Annotated in this window: 17 protein-coding genes; 2 read left to right on the top strand and 15 right to left on the bottom strand. The window is 74.1% G+C overall.

What is annotated here, in order from left to right; all coding sequences use genetic code 11:
- Positions 1-3: 3 nt before the first annotated feature.
- The 10 genes from ACA514_RS43320 to ACA514_RS43275 form a co-directional block, all read right to left on the bottom strand.
- Positions 4-1,224, bottom strand: coding sequence for a DUF6114 domain-containing protein (locus ACA514_RS43320; protein WP_375047302.1), 1,221 nt, complete (start codon positions 1,222-1,224; stop codon positions 4-6).
- Between the two features lie 4 nt (positions 1,225-1,228).
- Positions 1,229-1,831, bottom strand: coding sequence for a DUF6230 family protein (locus ACA514_RS43315; RefSeq protein ID WP_375047301.1), 603 nt, complete (start codon positions 1,829-1,831; stop codon positions 1,229-1,231).
- Between the two features lie 273 nt (positions 1,832-2,104).
- Positions 2,105-2,767, bottom strand: a complete 663-nt coding sequence (locus ACA514_RS43310; protein WP_375047300.1) for a two-component system response regulator — start codon at positions 2,765-2,767, stop codon at positions 2,105-2,107.
- A 151-nt stretch (positions 2,768-2,918) separates the two neighbouring features.
- Positions 2,919-3,584, bottom strand: coding sequence for a response regulator (locus ACA514_RS43305; protein ID WP_375047299.1), 666 nt, complete (start codon positions 3,582-3,584; stop codon positions 2,919-2,921).
- Positions 3,581-5,026, bottom strand: a complete 1,446-nt coding sequence (locus ACA514_RS43300; RefSeq protein WP_375047298.1) for a sensor histidine kinase — start codon at positions 5,024-5,026, stop codon at positions 3,581-3,583. Before ACA514_RS43300 ends, ACA514_RS43305 begins: the two co-directional genes overlap by 4 nt.
- A 108-nt stretch (positions 5,027-5,134) precedes the next feature.
- Positions 5,135-6,370, bottom strand: coding sequence for an alpha/beta hydrolase (locus ACA514_RS43295; protein WP_375047297.1), 1,236 nt, complete (start codon positions 6,368-6,370; stop codon positions 5,135-5,137).
- A complete protein-coding gene (locus ACA514_RS43290) occupies positions 6,370-7,512 on the bottom strand; it encodes an alpha/beta hydrolase (RefSeq protein WP_375047296.1) in 1,143 nt (380 codons plus the stop codon). The genes ACA514_RS43295 and ACA514_RS43290 overlap by 1 nt, the downstream gene beginning before the upstream one ends.
- A gap of 255 nt (positions 7,513-7,767) precedes the next feature.
- Positions 7,768-8,673 carry a cytochrome P450 gene (locus tag ACA514_RS43285; protein ID WP_375047295.1) on the bottom strand — a complete coding sequence of 302 codons (906 nt, stop codon included), beginning with the start codon at positions 8,671-8,673 and terminating at the stop codon, positions 7,768-7,770.
- Positions 8,674-8,792: 119 nt separating this feature from the next.
- Positions 8,793-9,440, bottom strand: a complete 648-nt coding sequence (locus ACA514_RS43280; RefSeq protein ID WP_375047294.1) for a LuxR C-terminal-related transcriptional regulator — start codon at positions 9,438-9,440, stop codon at positions 8,793-8,795.
- A complete protein-coding gene (locus ACA514_RS43275) occupies positions 9,437-10,315 on the bottom strand; it encodes a sensor histidine kinase (protein WP_375047293.1) in 879 nt (292 codons plus the stop codon). Before ACA514_RS43275 ends, ACA514_RS43280 begins: the two co-directional genes overlap by 4 nt.
- Before the next feature lie 696 nt (positions 10,316-11,011).
- Between ACA514_RS43275 and ACA514_RS43270 the strand changes: the two genes are divergently transcribed.
- Positions 11,012-12,187, top strand: coding sequence for a Rieske (2Fe-2S) protein (locus tag ACA514_RS43270; protein WP_375047292.1), 1,176 nt, complete (start codon positions 11,012-11,014; stop codon positions 12,185-12,187).
- Positions 12,188-12,393: 206 nt separating this feature from the next.
- Entirely contained in the window at positions 12,394-12,531 is a 138-nt protein-coding gene (locus tag ACA514_RS43265) for a hypothetical protein (RefSeq protein WP_375047291.1), read from the top strand.
- Between the two features lie 28 nt (positions 12,532-12,559).
- Here ACA514_RS43265 and ACA514_RS43260 read toward each other — a convergent pair whose 3' ends face one another.
- Genes ACA514_RS43260 through ACA514_RS43240 form a run of 5 tightly spaced genes read right to left on the bottom strand, consistent with a single transcriptional unit; the run spans position 12,560 to position 18,281 of the window.
- The gene (locus ACA514_RS43260; RefSeq protein WP_375047290.1) at positions 12,560-13,486 is read right to left on the bottom strand and encodes a hypothetical protein; all 927 of its coding nucleotides are present in this window, start codon (positions 13,484-13,486) and stop codon (positions 12,560-12,562) included.
- Between the two features lie 25 nt (positions 13,487-13,511).
- The gene (locus tag ACA514_RS43255; RefSeq protein WP_375047289.1) at positions 13,512-14,288 is read right to left on the bottom strand and encodes a sugar transferase; all 777 of its coding nucleotides are present in this window, start codon (positions 14,286-14,288) and stop codon (positions 13,512-13,514) included.
- Between the two features lie 2 nt (positions 14,289-14,290).
- Complete coding sequence (locus ACA514_RS43250; protein ID WP_375047288.1) at positions 14,291-15,640, bottom strand: lipopolysaccharide biosynthesis protein; 1,350 nt, start codon at positions 15,638-15,640, stop codon at positions 14,291-14,293.
- Positions 15,637-17,064 carry an O-antigen ligase family protein gene (locus tag ACA514_RS43245; RefSeq protein WP_375047287.1) on the bottom strand — a complete coding sequence of 476 codons (1,428 nt, stop codon included), beginning with the start codon at positions 17,062-17,064 and terminating at the stop codon, positions 15,637-15,639. The genes ACA514_RS43250 and ACA514_RS43245 overlap by 4 nt, the downstream gene beginning before the upstream one ends.
- On the bottom strand, positions 17,061-18,281 hold the full coding sequence (locus tag ACA514_RS43240) for a glycosyltransferase (protein ID WP_375047286.1): 1,221 nt from the start codon (positions 18,279-18,281) through the stop codon (positions 17,061-17,063). Before ACA514_RS43240 ends, ACA514_RS43245 begins: the two co-directional genes overlap by 4 nt.
- Between the last annotated feature and the right edge of the window lie 4 nt (positions 18,282-18,285).

Below are 18,285 nucleotides of genomic sequence, written 5' to 3'. Positions count from 1 at the left end.
GCCTCAGGTGCTGATGCCGAGGCCGCTGATCTGCGCGCCGTCGGCGGTCACCGAGGGCTGCTCGGACACCACGTCCGTCATGACCATGAACGGCAGGACGAGCGGCGGCGGCTGCTCGGGGGTGAAGGTCAGCGGGATGCCCAGCAGCTTCGACGACATCTTCGTCGTGTACATGACGACGTCGCCGCTGAGCGTCAGGGCGCCGGTCTTGATCCGGCCGGTGACGCCGCCGTGCGCCGCGGTCTGGCCGACGTCCTTCAGCACGGCCTTGGACATGCTGAACTTCAGCGCCTTCACCGTCCCGCCCGCGGACGGCAGGGACGCGACGCCGTCGTAGCTGAGCCCCGACATGGTCAGCGAGCTCGCCCGCAGCGTCCCGGCGTCGGTGTAGGCGCGGGTCCCGGACGCGGCGGTCGCGGCCTTCGCGCCGGACTTGAGGCAGGAGGCCGGGTCCTTGCTGGATTGGAGCTCCCGCAGCAGCTTGCCGGCCTGGTCCTGGGACAGCCCGGACGTGTTCGCCGGGATGTCGGGGCAGGAGGGCGTCGCGGTGGGGGTGGGCGTCGCGCTCGGGGTCGGCGCGGCGCTCGGCGACGGGGTCGTGCTCGGTGACGGGGTGGCGCTCGGTGACGGGGTGGCGCTCGGCGAAGCCGCGGTCGCGGGGGCCTGAGAGGTACTGGCCGACGGCGTCGGGGACGGCGCCGGGCTCAGCAGGTGCAGGCCCAGGACGCCGGGCAGGGCCAGCGGCAGCGCGAAGGCCGTGAACCGGCCGCCGCGCGGCGCCGCGTGCGCGCCGGTCCCGTGCGCCCCGGGCTGGTACCGCGGCGGCACGTCCGGTGCGCGTGGCGCGTCCGGCGCGTCCGGCCGCTCGGGCCGGGGCGCGGGCGCCCAGGCGAAGCCGAGGGCCCCGCCGACCACGCCGAGCAGCAGCCCGACGAGGAAGCCGCCGAAGTTGGAGGTGAGGAACGACGCCAGCGACAGCAGCACGGCGAGGACGCCGAAGAAGCTGCGCTGGGCGGGCTGGAACCACATCAGCGCGCCGGAGGCGACCAGCAGCGCGCCGATCAGCCAGCTCGCCACTCCGGCGATGCCCTGGTGCACGACCAGCGGCATGGGGGCGAGGGGGATCGCGATGAGCTCCGCGCCGCCGAGGACGGCGAACACGCCTCCCCAGAAGGGGCGCGTCCGCCGCCAGCGGCGGAACCCGTGCGGTGTCGTGTCCGTCATGGCGTCAGAAGCATTCCTTGCCGAGCTTCATGCTGAGGTCGCTCAGCTTGAAGGTGCCGGCGGTGGTCGCCCACGCGACCTGCCTCACGCCGGTCAGCTTGATCGAGTCGGCCTGCTGGCCGAACATCCCGGCCGCGCCCTTCGCCCCGTTCGGGCCCTTGTCGAGGGTGCTCGCGTCCCGGCCGATCTCGATGTTGGAGAACTCGGCGTCGGCGTTCAGCTGCTCGACGTCCAGCACCAGGTCCGACGCCTGGACGGGCTTGTCACCGGTGCCCGCGGTGAGCCGCAGCGTGAACGGCCCGACCTTCATGGACTGGCACATGTTGGTGATCGTCGCGTTCTTGATCCCGGAGATCTGCACCGGGTGCTTCGTGCCGTCCTTGCTCGCGTCGACGTCCCCGTACTGGACGAAGCCCGTTCCGGTGAGGGAGTCGGCGCTGACCTTGAAGCTGCTGCCGGAGACGGCGAAGGAGGAGGCGATGGCCCCCTGCGCGGTCATGAAGACCAGGGCGCCCGCGCCGACCGCGGCGGGGGCGGCGATGGCGGCGAAGCGCTTCCAGCGGACGCGGCCGAGGCCGGTGCCCGCGGTGTCGGCGGAGTCGGTCATGGGGGCTCCTGGGGGTCTGGGGCTGGGTCGGGGGTGTGCCGTCCGGCCGGGTCCGGTGACGCGGATCACTGGCGTGACGGTGAGTGCAAGTTACCCTCAAGTACTTACTTGCGGCAAACCGGTCGGGAGCCGCGAAGGTAAAGAATTCGGGCCGCTGACCTGCAAGTTGATCACTGTCCACGCCAAGGACGCCCGTAAAGGGCGGACCGAAACCAGCTACCGTAAGTAGTCACTGACGGGCAGCAGAAAGCCCTGAGCCAGGGGTGTGCGGCGTTATCGGCGGCCGGCGGAGAACGCGTCCAGGGCGAGCCGCAGGTCGGCGACGCTCCCGTCGAGGTCGTCGGCGGGCTCCCCGGACCGCATCCGGGCCAGCGCGTCCTCGATTCGGGAGAGCCGCTCGTCCAGCGCGGACAGCAGCCCGTCGCAGCCCGCGGCGGCCGGGCTCTCGCCGTCGGCGCCCTGCTCGCCGCCCTCGGCGCCGGTCGCGTCGGCGGTGCCGTTCTCGGCGAGCGTGCGGCGCAGCAGCGACGCCTGCTTGCGCAGTTCCAGGTTGCGGTGGTGCAGGTCGAGGAAGACCGACACCTTCGCGCGCAGCAGCCACGGGTCGAACGGCTTGGTGAGGAAGTCGACCGCGCCCGCCGCGTAGCCGCGGTAGGCCTGCTCGCTCTCCCCGCCCGCCGCGGTCAGGAAGATGATCGGGACGTCCCGGGTGCGCGGCCGGGCCTTGATGTGCTGGGCGGTCTCGAAGCCGTCCATCCCCGGCATCACCACGTCCAGCAGGATCAGCGCGAAGTCGTCGCTCAGCAGCTCCTTCAGGGCCGCCTGCCCGGACGAGGCGGGCACCACCTCGACCGGCAGCGCGTCGAGCACCGCCGCGAGGGCCGTGAGGTTCTCCTCGCGATCGTCGACGGCGAGGATCCTCGTGTCGTGCGGCACCGGACTCCTTCGCTTCGCTGACGGCCTGTGCGTTCCACCTTGTCATGTCACCAGGGACGGGAACAGTGAATCGCGACAGAGTGCGAATTTCCAGGGCAGGGGCCCGCGACCCGGGTCACCGGCCCTCGGCCCGGGTCTGCGGGCCGCCCCGCTAGGGCAGCCAGCCCGGTTTGACGAGGCCCGACTCGTAGGCGAACACCACGAGCTGCGCCCGGTCGCGCGCGCCGAGCTTGACCATCGTGCGGCTGACGTGAGTCTTGGCGGTCGCCGGGCTGACCACCAGGCGGGCGGCGATCTCCTCGTTCGACAACCCCTCGCCGACCAGCGTCATCACCTCGCGCTCCCGGTCGGTCAGCGCGTTCAGCCGCGGCGACGGCGCGGGCTCCTTGGCCCGCGCAGCGAACTCGGCGATCAGCCGCCGGGTCACGCTCGGCGACAGCAGCGCGTCCCCGGCCGCGACGGCCCGCACGGCGTGGATCAGCTCGACCGGCTCGGTGTCCTTCACCAGGAACCCGCTCGCCCCGCCGCGCAGCGCCTCGAACACGTACTCGTCCAGCTCGAACGTGGTCAAGATCACGATCTTGACGTCGCCGAGCCGGTCGTCGGAGGCGATCCGGCGGGTCGCGGCGAGGCCGTCCTCGCCGGGCATCCGGATGTCCATCAGGATCACGTCCGGGCGCAGCAGGCGGGCCCGCGCCACGGCCTCCGCGCCGTCGCCCGCCTCGCCGACCACCTCGATGTCGGCCTGCGCGTCCAGCAGCGCCCGGAATCCCGCCCGGACCAGCACCTGGTCGTCGGCGAGCAGCACCTTGATCACTGACTGCCCCTCTCCGCCGGAGCGCCCTCGCCGGAGCCCCGGTCCGCCGCGTCCGCCACGCCCGCCTGGTCCGCCGCCGCGTCCGCCACGCCCGCCGGGTCCGCCGCCGGGTCCGCCGGGTCCGGCGGCTCGCCGGTGAGCGGCAGCGTCGCGCGGACGGCGAAGCCGCCGCCCGCCCGCGGCCCCGCCTCGAACGTCCCGCCGAGCGCGGCGGCCCGCTCCCGCATGCCGCGGATGCCGCTGCCGCCCGGATGGTCGTCCAGCAGGGACACCCCCCGGCCGTCGTCCTCCACCCGCACCTCGATCTCCCGGTCACGGTAGGCGATCCGGACCCGCGCCGTCACCGGGCCCGGCCCCGCGTGCCGGGTCACGTTCGTCAGCGACTCCTGGACGATCCGGAACGCGGCCAGGTCGGCGCCCGCCGGCAGCGGGCGCGGCTCCCCGGCCGTCTCGGCCTCCACCGCCAGGCCGGCGGAGCGGGCGCGGGCGAGCAGGTCGTCCAGCCGGCCGAGCCCGGCGGTGGGGGAGCGCGGCGCGGTCTCGCCCTGCGCGCGCAGCGCCCCGATCACCGACCGCATCTCGGTCAGCGCCTCCTTGCTGGCCTCCTTGATCGCGGCGAGCGCGGTGCGGGCCTGCTCGGGGTCGCCGTCCATCAGGTGCAGCGCCACCCCCGCCTGCACGTTGATCATGGAGATGTTGTGCGCCAGCACGTCGTGCAGCTCGCGGGCCATCCGCAGCCGCTCCTCGCTGGCCTGCCGGCGCTCCTCCTCGGCCCGGGTCCGGGCCCGCTCGGCGGCCCGCTGGCCGGTCATCCGGACGAGCTCGGCGGTGACCAGCACCGCCAGCGACCAGCCGACGACGAAGCTGACCCCGCCGACGCTCGGCTCCTCCACCGGGAAGGGCCCGCCGGCGGTGCCGCGCTCGGGGAGCGGCACGCCGATCAGCGCGGTGAGCCCGAAGTAGACCGACACCGCGACCGCGGTCCCCGCCCAGGTCACGAGCCGGTGCCCGGCGGCGATCGCCGCGAGCATCGCGATGCCCACGGCGGCGGCCGCGGGGCCGTAATGGTAGGCGCGCAGGAAGTACAGCCCGGTGAGCAGCCCGGTCGTCGCCAGCGTGAACACCGGGTACCTGCGGCGCAGCAGCAGCAGCGCCGGCCCGCCGAAGAGGATCGCGTAGCCGATGCCGTCCAGGTGGGTGAAGCCGTAGCCGCCCGAGCCGTCGCCCCAGCCGTGCCCGTGCCCCCAGCCGTCGCCGCGGTTCGGCGCCCCGTCACCGGACGCGCCGTGCTGCGCGGCCATCGTCCCGAAGAACTCGAGGACCAGCACGAGCAGCGGGACGACCCAGACGGGCCACGCGGACGGGCGCGGCCAGTGCGCCCGCACCGGCCCGTGCGGCACCGGCCCGTGCGGCACCGGCCCGTGCGGCGGCGAAGTGCTCATTCCTGAACGTTAGGTCATCGGCGCGCGGCGGCACGTCGGCTGGAAGGAGGCAGCGCGCCTACTCCACGGGAGGTATCTGACCTTCGGTGATGGAAAAGGATCTTCCTCTCATTCGCCCCTCAGATGGGCGCTGAGCCACTGCAGCACGGCGGGCAGGTCGTGGCGCCACCGGCCGAGCGTCGCGGGCGCACCGGGCACGAGGAGCTTGTCCACCCGCATCGGCGGTTTCGCCAGTGCCGCGAACCCGGTGGCGGCCTGGGCGTCCGGCCCGGCGGCCGCGGCGGCGGCCAGCACCGAGACGGGCGGCGGCGGGAAGTGCTGGAGCCGCCATGTCAGGTCGTCGTCGAGCCGGTAGGCCTCGCTGCCGCCGTACGGGTCGCCCGGCGCGGGCTTGGCTCCGTCCCCGTCCCCGGCGGGCTTCTCCGGCCTCCCCGCACGGGGGCCGATCTTGACGACCGTCCGGGCGCCGGTGCCGGGCCCGTCCGCGGGCAGCCCGAACCGGCCGTTCAGGGACGCGGCGGCGGAGAACCGGTCGGAGTGCAGCATCGCCAGCCGCGCGGCGCACTGCCCGCCCTCCCCGAACCCCGCCACGCCCCAGCCCGCCCGCGCCTGCGGCAGCCGGTACGTGGCGGCCAGGGCGAGCGGCAGGTCCTGCGCGTAGAAGGTCTCGGCCTGCCCGCCGGCGACGCCCGGCAGGTCCAGGCATCGCCCGCCGGGCACGAGCCCGCGCACCGGCCGCACCATCGCGTAGACCATCGGCTGGACGTGCCCCGTCGCGCCGGCGGCGCCGGCCTCCTCGGGCAGCCTCGCCTGCCGCAGCCACGCCGTCCCCGCGTCGGACGGGCCGCCCGGGACGAGCACGACGACCGGCAGCCGCCGGCCCGCGTACTGGGGCTGGAAGTACTGCGGCGGCAGGTAGACGTACGCCTGCCCGTCCAGGCCGCTGCGCGCGCCCCCGACGTCCAGCCGGTCGACCCGCCCGTCCTGCGCCGGGTCGCGGTGGTGGCCGCGCCGCTTCGGCCCCAGGGCCGTCGTCACGCGGTGCACCGGCCCGGACGGCGCCGACTCCGCGCCGCGGCTCGGCTGCACCTGCCGCACCTTCGCGTTCGTGGTGCTGCCGCCGAGCAGGTCGTCCCACGTCGCGTAGAACACGAAGTACCGGTTGACCAGCAGGACGACCGAGGCCGTCAGCAGCGCCTGCGAGGCCAGCAGCAGGCCCGTCCGGGCGGCCGCCGGCCGGACGCCGCGTCCGGCGAACCGCGGCCACAGCACCACGGCGGCGACGAGGCAGGCGGCGGCCGGGACGCACACCAGGGCGAGGAAGGCCGCGCTGACCGGCTCCATCATTCCCCCCTCAGGTGCGCGCTCAGCCACGCGATCGACGGCGGGATGTACTTGCGGAACGTCTTGAAGTTGTGGCCGCCGGTCGGCAGCAGCAGCTTGTCCACGACGAGCGGCGGCCGGGCCGCCGCCATGAACTTCTGCGCCGACGGGAAGGTCTTCTCGCCGACGTCCGCCGAGGCCACGAGCACCGACACCGGCGGCTGCGGCAGGTTCCGCAGCCGCCAGACGAGATCGTTGCTCCGCCGGATCTCCTTGCTGCCCCCGTAGAGCTCGCGGGTCGTCCGGTCGAGCAGCGCGTCGAAGTGCCCGGCCATGCTCGCCGCGGCCGAGAACCGGTCGGAGTGCAGCAGCAGGAGCTTGGCCGCGCAGAACCCGCCGGTCGAGTAGCCGGCGAGGCCCCAGCCGGTGCGGGTGCGCGCCGTCCGGTACGCCCCGGAGACGGCCTCCGGCACGTCCTGGGCGAAGAACGTCTCGACCTGGGGGCCGCCGGGCACGTCGGCGCACTCGGTGTCCCAGCCCTCCACCACGGTCGGCCGCATCATCACGTAGATCATCGGCTGGATCCGGCCCGCCGCCTGCGCCGTCCCGACGTCCTCGGGGATGTGGCCCTTGGCGATCCACACCATCCGGTCGGCGGCCGGGTAGCCGGCGATGAGCAGCACGACGGGGAAGCGGCGCGCCGCGTAGGCGGGCTGGTAGTACTGCGGCGGGAGGTAGACGTAGGCCTCGGCGGAGATACCGGTGCGGATGCCCCGGACGTCCAGGTGCTCGACCTGGCCGTCCCGCGCGGCCACATGCCTGCCCTTGGCGCCCGGGTCGAGGTCGGCCCGCACCTTCCGGACGGCCTGGCTGGCGGCCACCGCCCCGGAGGCGGCCGGCAGCGGACGCGGCGTGCGCGTCGACTCGCCGCCCGCCGCGCTGAGCAGGTCCCGCCACGACCCGTAGAACAGGTAGTAGGTGTTCACCGCCGTCAGCAGCGTCAGCAGGACGGCGATCTGGCAGCCGGCGAGCAGCAGCAGACGCCCCGCGGTGGCGCGGACCCCGGTGCCGGCGGCGCGCGGCCACAGCCACACGGTGCCGCCCAGGCACGCCGCGGTGACCAGCGACAGTACGGCGAGCAGACCCGAACTCGTCAGCCCCATGACCAGCCCCCTCTGGTGCCGCGCTCGCACCGCGGGCGCGCGACGGGTGACTCTGCCGACATACGGCGTCGTCCCAGCGAAAGTTCAGCGGACGGTCCACCGTGCGTGGACCGTTCCGGCGCGGCCGCCGGCCGGGCGCGGACCGCCGGTCACGAGGACGGGCGGCGGTCTCGGGCCGTTTCGGGGGTCGCTCGGACGGCGGCGGTGCGGCGCCGCGATCCGGTGAGATGGCGCACAGTGCGCACGGGCCCGCTCTCAGCCGTTCCAGCGGATCGGAAGCCGCTCGAAACCGTGACGGGCGCTGGACCGCGACATTACCGGTTCGCCCGCCGGTCGCGCGAGCGCCGGCCGCTCCAGCAGCGCGACCAGGAACGCCCGCAGGTGCACGCGGGCCAGGCCCGCGCCCAGGCAGGCGCGCCCGCCGAAGCCGAAGCACAGGTGGGGACGGGCGCCGTGCGCGAACCGCTCGGGCATGAACCGGCCGGGCTCGCGGTACACCTCCGCGTCGTGGTTGGCCGACACGAGCCACAGCGCCACCCGCTCGCCCGCCAGCAGCGGCACGCCGCCCACCTCCGTCGCGCGCCGCACCTGCCGCCGCACCTGCAGGACCGGCGTCCACCAGCGCAGCATCTCCTCCACCGCGCTGTCGATCAGCTGCTCGTCCGCGCGCCCCGCGCGCAGCGCCGCGTACCGGCCCGGATGGCGCAGCAGCGCGTACAGGCCGCCGGCGAGGGTGTTGCGCAGCGTCTCCGGCAGGTCGTGCGCCACCTGCCGGACGAAGTCGACCGCCTCGCCGCGCGGGATCCGGTCGAGCATCGCGGCCATCGGGGGGTCCATGTCGATCGGCGCGCGGCCGGGCTCGTCGTCCGGCAACGCGTCGGGATCGCCGCGGCCCGCCCCGGCCCACGCGGACGGGCCGTGCAGCACGCCGTCGCCCTCCGGGAGGAACAGCTGCGGCCGGCCGAGCGCGTGCTCGACGTCGGCGTACCGCAGCACGGCCCACGCGCCCGGCCGCTCCGCCGCGTCGCCGTCCTGCCACACCACCGGCGTCCGGGACCGCAGCCGGTCGAGCCGGTCGTGCGGGACGCCGCGGGCGAAGGCGTCCGCGCAGCCGAGGACCGCCGCGTCCGAGACGGGCAGCGCGCCTCCCCGTCGAGGCATGGGAACCCCTCCTTCCGAGGGGGACGTTAACGCGTCCCGGCCGGACCCTGTATGTCCGGATTCGGCCGTCCTCCGCCGTGCCGGCGCCCGGTCCGGGCGCGATGCCCGGTCCCGGGCCGTCAACCGGCCAGCCACTCCCCGGTCTCGACACTGACCAGGCCATGCCTGGCCGCCTCGATCACCGCCTCCCGCTGGGAGTGCACGCCGAGCTTGCTCAGCACGCTCTGCACGTGGCTGCGCGCGGTGCTGCGGGTCACGCCCATCGCCTTGGCCAGCGCCTGGGTGGACTCGCCGCGCGCGAGCCGGGTCAGCACCTCCCGCTCGCGCGGGGTGAGGAACCGCGCGACCCGCTGCGCCTGGTTGCGCGGCCGGGCGGCGACGCTCCGCGCGACCTGGTCCACGACGACCTCGCCCCCGGCGACCCGGCGCAGCACCGTGAGGATGTCGCCCGCCTGCTGGCCCTTGTGCGCGAACCCGCGCACGCCCGCCGCGACGCCCGCGTCCAGCACGTGCTGCTCCAGGAACCCGGTCAGCACCACGAAGAGCGTGTCCGGGGCGGCGGCGCGCAGCCGCGGCATCCAGTCCAGCGCGGTGCCGGACGGGAACTGCAGGTCGATCAGGCAGAGGTCGGCCTGCCGGCCGCGCAGCACCGGCAGCGCCTCCTCCGGCGAGTAGGCGACGCCGACCACCACGTGGCCGGCGTCCGACAGCACCAGCGACAGCGAGTCCGCGAAGACCGCGTGGTCGTCGCAGACGACGACCCTCATGGATGCGGCCGCCAGTCGTCGGCGTGCGCGTCGGCCGGCACCCCGTCCGCCGCGCCACCGGGCGCGTGCGGGAGCAGCGGCTCGTGCACGGGCGGCGCCGACGGCAGCAGCATGCGCACCCGGGCCCCGCCCATCTCGCAGGTGCGGATCTCCAGGCTGCCGCCGTAGCCGGAGATGAGGTCGTGCACGATGCCGAGGCCGAGCGAGGCCAGCCCGCGCCGCGCCCCGGCCGGACGCGCCTGCGGCCGGCCGGCGCCGGACCGCCCGCCGCCCGGCTGCGCGCCGTTGGACGACGGCGCGCCCTGCGCGCCCGCACCGGCGGCGGGGCCGGTGCCGAAGCCGGGGCCGTCGTCGTCGACCTCGATGACGACCCACCCCTGGTCGACCTCCACCCGGACGTCGACCCGGCCCTCGGCGACGCGGCAGGCGTTGTCCAGCACGTTGCGGACGGCCCGCCACAGCGCGACCGGGTCCATGTGCGCCCACGCCTCGCCGCCGCGGAAGCCGACCTCGTGCGGGGTGGCGAGCCGCATGCCGGTCACGACCTCGGCGGCGAGCTCGTCCACCCGGATCCGCTCCGGGCTCGGCAGGGGCTGGTCGTCGTCGTCCTCGTCGAGCCGGCGGAGCAGGTGGTCGAGCCAGCGGGTCTCGCCGAGCAGCTGCTCGATCCGCGCGCGGCTGCCGTCGCCGACGTCCTCGGCGACCACGACCGCCGACGCCAGCATGATGATCGTGCCGAGCTCGTGCCGGATGTCGTGCCGCAGCCGCCGCTTCCACAGGGCGTGCTCGCCGGCCGTCTCCGGTGCGGCCGGCGGATCCGGCCGCACGGCCTCCCGCGCGTCCTCCCGCACCGGCGCGGCGGCGAGCGTCCCCACGCCCGCACCGCCCGCCGGGGAGGATCGTGACCGCCCGTTGATCATGAATGGACCCCCGTCCGTAAATTCCAGCACCGCCTTCGACGGTCACCCCCCGTGCCCGGTCGTGTCCAGTCAATTGACCGCAACAGACCGGTGCCTGACCGGAAGTGGACATGCCCGGATCCGGGTAAACTCGGGTCTTTCTCCGCGCGTCTAAGTCAGGATTGTCAGTTCGGCTTGTGACATTTTCTTCATGCCTACGGCGTAGCCGCTTTGCGCATTGCTGCGGGTGCGCCGGCGCGGCCGGCGAGAGACAGTCGCAGCATGCCGACGGTCACATTTACCGGACACGCGGGGGTGTCGGTGCACGCCCGGGCGTTCCACCTGCTCGCAGACCCGTGGCTCGCTCCAACAGGGGCCTTTATCGGGGCCTGGCACCAGTACCCCAGAAACGATCACCTCGACCTCGATCGGTTGCTCGCCGCGGACTGGGTGGCGGTCTCGCACGAGCACCTTGATCATTTCGACCCCTGGGTCATCGGCCGGCTTCCGGAGCGGACCCGGATCCTCATTCCGCGCTATCCCGGCCCGGCGTTCAGGGAACGGATGGCGGAAGCCGCGGGTTCCCGCCAGGTAATCGAGATAGCGCCCTGGGAGCAATTCCCGCTCGACAATCGGGGCTCCTGGATAACAGTCATTCCGGAACTCTCGCCGATGTGCCATGACGCGGCCTTTCTCATCGTCGCGGACGGGCGCGGGATCCTGCACTGCAACGACGCCCGGCTCACCGCCGCGCAGGCCCGCCGCGCCAAGCACCTGGCGGGCGGCCGGCTCGACCTGATGGCGCTGCAGACCTCCGGCGCGTCCTGGCACCCGATCTGCTACGAGTACCCGGCCGGGGAGATGGCCAGGGTCTCGATGGACAAGCGGACGTCCAAGCTGCGCGCGGCGCAGCGGCTCGTCCGGCAGACCGCCCCGGAGCTCGCCGTCCCGTTCGCCGGGCCGCCCTGCTTCCTGGACGGCGAGGTCGACCACCTCAACTGGGTGCTCGGCCAGCGGGACGGGGCGTTCTGCGACCCCGAGGTCTCCACCCGGTGGCTGCGCGAGCACCTGCCCGGCCAGCGCTGGGACTGCTTCAAGCCCGGCGACCGCGTCGACCTGGACACCGGCGAGGTCGACCGCGACCCCGTGTCGGCGGAGTTCTCCTTCGCCGACGACGACCGCCCCGCCTACCTCAAGCAGTACGCCGAGGACCGCAAGGAGCTGATCGAGGGCGTCCTCGCCGAGTACCCGGAGCCGGGCCCGGACCTGTACGGCCGGTTCGCCGCCCACTTCGAGCACCTCGGCCGCCTCAGCGACTACTTCCTGCGGCAGATCGCGATGCGGGTCCGGTTCGAGATCACCGGCCCGAACGGCGGCGCCTGGGACGTGGACTTCGCCCCGGACGGGCTGACCGTCGGAGAGGCGGCCGCCGGCGTCCGGCCGCACTACCGGATCACCACGGCCGGCCGCTGGCTGGACTCCGTGCTGACCGGCCGGATGGCCTGGGAGGACCTGCTCATCTCCTTCCGGCTCAGCCTCTACCGCGACCCCGACGTCTACAACGACTACCTGGTGGGGCTGCTCAAGCACGCGAACGTGCCCGCCCTGAACGCCGTCGAGGCGTACGAGACGGGCCGCGACGAGAGCGAGCGGATCACCGTGGAGTGGGCCGGCGGGTGCTACGACATCCCGCGCTACTGCCCGCACGCCGGCGAGGACCTGTCGGTCGGCGCGGTCATCCGCGAGGGCCAGGTGCACTGCCTGGCGCACAACTTCGCGTTCGACCTGGCGACCGGCGCGTGCGTGAACGCGCGCGCGGCGAACCTGACCAGCCGCCGCGTCTCCTGACCCTCGGAACACGAGGGCCCGCGGCTCGGGCCGGGCACGCCGACAGGGGCGTGTCCGGCCCGGCTGTTCCGCGCTGCCGGTGTGCGGTGTTGTGTTAGGTTTCTCGTGGTTACTGGGGGGTTGAAGGGGTGCGCGTGAACCGCGGGGCTTTGGCGGCTTTCAAGGACGGACTAGGCCGCAGGCTTCGGGTCAGGAAACCGAACCGGGTGCAGCTGGGCGTGATGGCCGTGGTGTTCGTGCTGCTCGTCGGCGGTATGGAGGTCCTGGCGCTGAAGGCCGGGTCGTTCAACCTGCCGCTGCCGTCGGACGGGCATCCGGCGGTCGCCGACCACACCAAGAAGTGACCGGGTCCCTCGCGGGTGCGGGGGCGCCTCACATGCCGGTGTTGCGGGCCTTCATGATGCTCTGCAGGTCGGGATGGTCGCCGCCGGACGCGTCCGCCAGCGACGGGCACGCCCACTCGGACTGGTGCCCCCACGAGTAGGAGATCTCCAGCCGGGGACGCGGCGTGAGCTTGTCCCAGCGGGCGAGGATCCTGCGGAACTGCGCCTGGGTCGGCAGCCAGTACTGCTTGTCGCCCTTGGAGCAGCCCTGCCCGAACGTCTGCAGGACGGGCGCCACCTTCGCGCGCGGGATGCCGGCGTCGTCGGCCATCCGGACCATCCGGTCGATCGCCCCGATGTTGCACGAGTCCTGCACGTCCGCCGAGCCCTTGCAGGGGTAGGGGTCGAGGCCGTAGAGGTCGACGCCGACCCGCCGCGGCGCGAGCTGCTTCATCGGCCAGTCGGTCAGCGAGACGAAGGAGAGCTGCCCGGGCGCGTTCTGCCGGATGTAGTCGGCGCGCCGCCGGATCTCCCCGGCGATCTTCGGGCAGCGCCCGGTGTCCGGCTCGTCCGACAGGTACCACCCGTACACCTTCGGGTCGTGCCCGTACCGCCGCACCGCCCGGGTGAACCCGTCGTAGTCGAGGTCGAAGGAGCCGCAGGTGAAGTTGCCGACCCACAGCAGCGCCTGCATCCCGTCCGGGACGGCCGCGACGAGCGCGTCGTCCGGCTTGACGTCCACGAGGTCGTAGCCGAGCTGCTTCAGCTTCGGGTAGTCCGCCGGCTGGGTGTTCAGCGCGATGCGGCGGGTCTGGCCGGGCGGGGCGGCGGGCGTCCCGGGCGTCGCCGACGGGCCGCTGTAGCGCTCCTGGCCGCCGGACGACGACCTGTGCTGCAGGTAGAGGAGGAACCCGGCCACCAGCACCACCGCGGCCGCGACGGCCGAGACCTTGAACCGGACGTCCCGGATGTCCATGTCTCCCTCTCCCCGATGCGGGTCTCTACGCCGCGGAGCCGGGCTCCTCGGCGGTCGTGCGGGCGGCGCCGGCGTCGGCCGCGGGCGCGGACGTCGTGCCGGATGCCTCCTCGACGGTTCCGTCCGCCGCCACCTGGAGCGGCGGGATCGTGAACCCGAGGATGTGCCTGACGGTGTCCCACAGCGCCCGCAGCGTCTGCCGCATCGACGGGTCGCGCAGGTAGACCGCGTCCACCGCGACCCGCGCCGGGACGATCCGCTCGATGTAGTTGACGAGGTCGACCTCCTCGCCGGGGCCGAGCACGTCGAAGTCGCGGAACCGGACCTCCGACACCCCGGTCAGCCCCGGCCGGTGGTCGAAGATCCACCGCGAGTGCGCGTCGTAGTGCACCGCGAGGTCGTAGGTCTCCGGGCGCGGCCCGACCAGCGTCATCTGCCCGCGCAGCACGTTCACCAGCTGCGGCAGCTCGTCCAGCGACCACTGCCGCAGCAGCTTGCCGATCCGGGTGAGGCGCGGGTCGCAGTTGGCGGTGACGGTGAGCCCGCCGACGCCCTGCCGCATCGTCCGGAACTTGTACATGGTGAACGGCCGGCCGCCCTGCCCGACGCGGGTCTGCCGGAACACCCCGGGACCGGGGCTGGACAGCCGGACCAGCAGGTAGACGAGCACCAGCGGCACGCTGAGCAGCACCAGCCCGGCGAGCGCGCCGGCGACGTCCAGGGCGCGGCGCGCCGCCGAGGGCGCGACGCCGTCGGACGGGTCGACGGGCCGCGTGGCGAGTTCGGTGTGGTCCTCGGACATGGTCACCCCTTGCTGTGCGGAGCAGGGTCTTCGGCTGCGGCGGGTTCGGTGCCGGGTTCGCGGGCGACGCCCTTGCGGATGTGCTGGAACCAGGCCATCAGCGCGGCGGTGGTGGCGACGAACGAGATGGACGTGGCGATCGCCGCGCCGACGGCGCCGTGCCGGGGGATCAGGATCGCGCCGATCACGACGACGACCACGAGCCCGATGCCCTGCCCGGTGGACGCGGCGCCGGGCCGCCCCACCCCGTACAGGTAGGCCATGATGAGCCCGGTGACGCCGAACGTGACGACGCCGGCGAGCCGGATGTAGGTCGGCAGGACCGCGTCGTCGAACACGTCCCCGAAGATCCACGGCAGCGCCGTCCCGGCGATGAGCGCGAGCGGGACCGCGGCGGCCACCGAGACGCCGAGCGCGGGCAGGATGAGGCGCGCGGTGCGTCTCGTCGCCGTCGCCCGGTCCTCCTTGGCGAAGTCGGGGTACAGCACGTAGTTCACGGCGAGGCCGGGCAGCTGCACCAGCTCGGCGAACTTGCTCGCGACCGTGTAGACGCCGAGCACCTTCGGGCCGGCGAGCGCGCCGAGCAGCGCCATGTCGAACCGCAGTTGCAGCAGGTCGATGAGCTGCCCGACGTAGCCGCGGACCCCGTATCCGGCGATCGTCCGGCCGAGGCGCCGGTCGGGGCGCCCCCAGCCGCGGAAGAACCCGCGCGTGGCGAGGCGCCGCGCGATCCACGCCGCCGCCGCGAGGTCGGCGAGCACGAGTCCGGCGATCAGCGCGCCCGGCCCGTACCAGCCGGTCAGCAGCACCAGGTAGATCGGGACGAACACGAACTCCTCGACCGCGATGGCGAGGCTCGCGCCGGGCTGGTCGTCGGTGCCCTGCAGCAGCCCCTTGCCGACCGACACGAACCCCTGCGTGAAGGACGGCGCCGCCGCGGCGACCGTGATCCAGATCCCGAACGACTTGAAGAACACCAGGTAGGCGAGCGGGCTGAGGGCGAGCCAGCCGAGCCCGCCGAGCACCGCGCCGATGACCGTCAGCGCCGCCAGCGTGGGCCGCACCCGGCTCTGGTCGTAGGAGTCGCGGGCGAGGAAGTAGGGGGCGGCGCCGGGCAGCCCGGCGCTGGACAGCTGGCACAGCAGCCCCGGCAGGATCCGCACGAGCGTGAACGCGCCGACGAGCTTCGGCCCGCCGATCCGCGCGACCAGGATCGTCGCGATGCCGAGCGACCCGAGCGCGCCGATCCGCCCGGCCATGTTCCCCGCGACGAGCGCGAGCAACCGGCGCCGCAGGCGTCCGGCGTCGGCGTCGGCGGCGGGAGCCGCCGGTGGCCGCTGAGTGTCCGTCATCGGGCTCCCTCCGTGAGGTCCGGATCATCGGCAGTGCGCGACCCCGCCGGGGTTCCAGGGGGCCGCCCGTCCGGGGCCGCGCGTCTTCCGAAGAGGTCGAGGGCGGCGACCAGGCCGAAGAAGGCCCAGCCGTGCCGGTAGTGCAGGGTCTGGTAGAAGAGCGCGGAGACCAGGAACACCGCGAGGAGCGCGCCGAACATCTCCGGGTGCGGGACGAGCGCCGCGTACCGGGGGGTCAGCGCGCCCCGCCGCGCGATCCGCACGCACCGCTGGATCAGCACGAACAGCAGCGTGACCAGCGCGACCCCGCCGAGGAACCCGCGTTCGAGCACCGCGGCGATGTAGTCGTTGTGCGCCTCGCGGACGTACCCGTACTGCCGCGCGAGCATCTGCGGGCGGGTCTGGTTGGGGCCGATGCCCCACGGCCGCGTCTGCTCCTCCAGCATCTGGATGGTCGCGGCGTTGACCGAGCTGCGCGACTCGGTGCTCTCCCCGGTGGTGCGGCCGATGGAGTCGCGCAGCACGGGCGACATCTGGCTGGCCTGGTCCAGGTAGGGCTGGATGTCGACGGTGGTGACCACGGCGGCGCCGGTCCCGGCGATGAGGAACGCCAGCGCGCCGACCGCGAGCGCGTGGTGCGCCTTGCCCTCGCGGAACAGCCGGAACAGGTAGCCGAGCAGCAGCGCGACGCACAGCGCGAGGAGCCCGCCGTTGGAGCCGGTCAGCCCCTCGGCGGCCAGGATGACGGCGCAGACCGCCCAGCGGTGCCAGGTCTTCCGCGGGTACCGGGTCGCGCGGACGATGAAGAAGACGCAGATGAACCAGTTGGAGGCGTAGTTGGCGTCGCCGAAGGTGAACATCGCGCGCTCGCCGTCGAGCTGCTTGCCGGACATCGCCTCGATGCCGAGGAGCATCCCCAGGATCTCCACGACCGCGTAGAAGGTGCCGATCACCACGAACGCGCGCAGCGCGAGCCGGAGCATCCTCGGGTCGCGGCCGAGGTTGGCGATGCTCACCGCCCACATCAGCACGAACAGGTCCTTGACCAGGGTGAGCGTGCCGGCCTGGTTGACGACCGCGGCGATCCCGCCCGCGATGATCGTCATCAGGGTGGGGATCAGGAACGGCCAGCGCACCGGCAGCCTCCGGGTGCCCGCCCACAGCAGCGTCACCGTGGAGAGCCCGATGAGCGCGAGGTCGGGCAGCCCGGTGTTGCCGGGGCCCGGCGGCAGCCCCGCCGGCATCAGCATCGGCAGCGACGCGATGCCGAGCACCAGGGCGACCGACGTCAGCGGCCACCGCCGCCGGAGCGCCGGCGGCTCCGGCGGCTCCGGCGAGGCGGCGGCGGGCGGCGCCCCGGCCGGGGCCTCCCGGGGCGGGAGACCCCTGCGCGCCCCCGACCGCGCCGGGATCAGTGCGGTCATGGGCGCTTGGAGCTTCCTCGGTAGGTCTCGTCCAGGACGGTCCCGAGGTGCGCGGGGGAGAACCAGTCGCCGACCCGGCCGCGGGCCCGCTCGGCCATCCGCGCGGCGGCGGCCGGGTCGTCCAGCAGCGCGCCGATCGCGCCGGCGAGCTGCTCGGGGTCCTCGGGCGGGACGAGCATCCCGGTCTCCCCGGCCAGCACCAGGTCCTGGTTGGACGGGACGGCCGTGGCGACCAGCGGGATCCCCGCGCCGATCGCCTCGACCAGCACGCACGGCAGGCCCTCCCAGCGGGACGGCATCGCCATCAGGTCGAACGCGGGCAGCACGTCGGCGACGTCGTCGCGGTGGCCGAGCCAGCGCATCCGCTCGCCGATGCCGAGCCGGGCGGTCAGCTCGTCCAGCTCGTCGGCCATCGGGCCGCCGCCGACCCACAGCCCGAACACGTCGTCGGGCAGCCGGGCCAGCGCCTTGGCGAAGATCTCCGGGCCCTTCTGGAACGTCAGCCGGCCGATCGCGCCGACCACCTTCACCCCGAGCGGCAGGTCGAGGCGGCGGCGGGCCTGCGCCCGGGAACCGGCCGCGGTCGCGTAGGCGTCCACGTCCACGGCCGGCCACGACAGCCGCACCCGCTCCGGCGTGGCGAGGCCGAGCCGCAGCGCGGTCGTCACCGTCTCCGACCCGATCGCCAGGAACGCGTCGGTGCGCTTAGCGGCGATCCGCTCCAGCCGGATGTAGACGCTGCGCCGCGCCCACGACTGGAACTCGTTGAACGGGAACCCGTGCCAGGTGTGCACGATCCGCGGGATCCCCGCGCGGGCCGCAGCGACCCGCCCGATGACGCCGCCCTTCGCGCTGTGGGTATGGACGACGTCGTAGCGCCCCTCGGCGAGCACCCGCGTCAGCGTCTTCAGCGCGGCGAGGTCGTCGCGCGGCGAGATCTGCGGGACCAGCGGCCCGACCTGCACGATCTCCATCCCGGCGGCGTGCGCCTCGGGGGTCAGGTCGCCCGCCGCGGCGTTCCCGACCGCGTCGTCCCCGTACAGGACGGTGTCGCGGGCGGCCCGCGCCTCGCTGTCCATGCCGACGCCGCCGGTGACGACCGCGCGCTCGTACTCACCGTCCGGCAGCGCGAGCGCGCCGTTCAGCGCGACCTGGCCGGCGCCGCCGTTGAACCGGGTGATCACCGTGGCGACTCGGAGCTTCCTGCTCGTACTCAACGCG

The sequence above is a fragment of the Actinomadura sp. NTSP31 genome (assembly GCF_041951385.1).
In the GTDB taxonomy this organism is placed as follows: domain Bacteria; phylum Actinomycetota; class Actinomycetes; order Streptosporangiales; family Streptosporangiaceae; genus Spirillospora; species Spirillospora napierensis.
This window is presented reverse-complemented; position numbering and strand designations above follow the sequence as displayed.

Bases quoted from the DNA above. Each gene is read 5' to 3' on its own strand.
- ACA514_RS43295 (WP_375047297.1), bottom strand. From the start codon at position 6,370: ATGGAGCCGGTCAGCGCGGCCTTCCTCGCCCTGGTGTGCGTCCCGGCC.
- ACA514_RS43245 (WP_375047287.1), bottom strand. From the start codon at position 17,064: ATGACCGCACTGATCCCGGCGCGGTCGGGGGCGCGCAGGGGTCTCCCG.
- ACA514_RS43250 (WP_375047288.1), bottom strand. From the start codon at position 15,640: ATGACGGACACTCAGCGGCCACCGGCGGCTCCCGCCGCCGACGCCGAC.
- ACA514_RS43260 (WP_375047290.1), bottom strand. From the start codon at position 13,486: ATGGACATCCGGGACGTCCGGTTCAAGGTCTCGGCCGTCGCGGCCGCG.
- ACA514_RS43270 (WP_375047292.1), top strand. From the start codon at position 11,012: ATGTGCCATGACGCGGCCTTTCTCATCGTCGCGGACGGGCGCGGGATC.
- ACA514_RS43280 (WP_375047294.1), bottom strand. From the start codon at position 9,440: ATGAGGGTCGTCGTCTGCGACGACCACGCGGTCTTCGCGGACTCGCTG.
- ACA514_RS43315 (WP_375047301.1), bottom strand. From the start codon at position 1,831: ATGACCGACTCCGCCGACACCGCGGGCACCGGCCTCGGCCGCGTCCGC.
- ACA514_RS43285 (WP_375047295.1), bottom strand. From the start codon at position 8,673: ATGCCTCGACGGGGAGGCGCGCTGCCCGTCTCGGACGCGGCGGTCCTC.
- ACA514_RS43320 (WP_375047302.1), bottom strand. From the start codon at position 1,224: ATGACGGACACGACACCGCACGGGTTCCGCCGCTGGCGGCGGACGCGC.
- ACA514_RS43255 (WP_375047289.1), bottom strand. From the start codon at position 14,288: ATGTCCGAGGACCACACCGAACTCGCCACGCGGCCCGTCGACCCGTCC.
- ACA514_RS43290 (WP_375047296.1), bottom strand. From the start codon at position 7,512: ATGGGGCTGACGAGTTCGGGTCTGCTCGCCGTACTGTCGCTGGTCACC.
- ACA514_RS43300 (WP_375047298.1), bottom strand. From the start codon at position 5,026: ATGAGCACTTCGCCGCCGCACGGGCCGGTGCCGCACGGGCCGGTGCCG.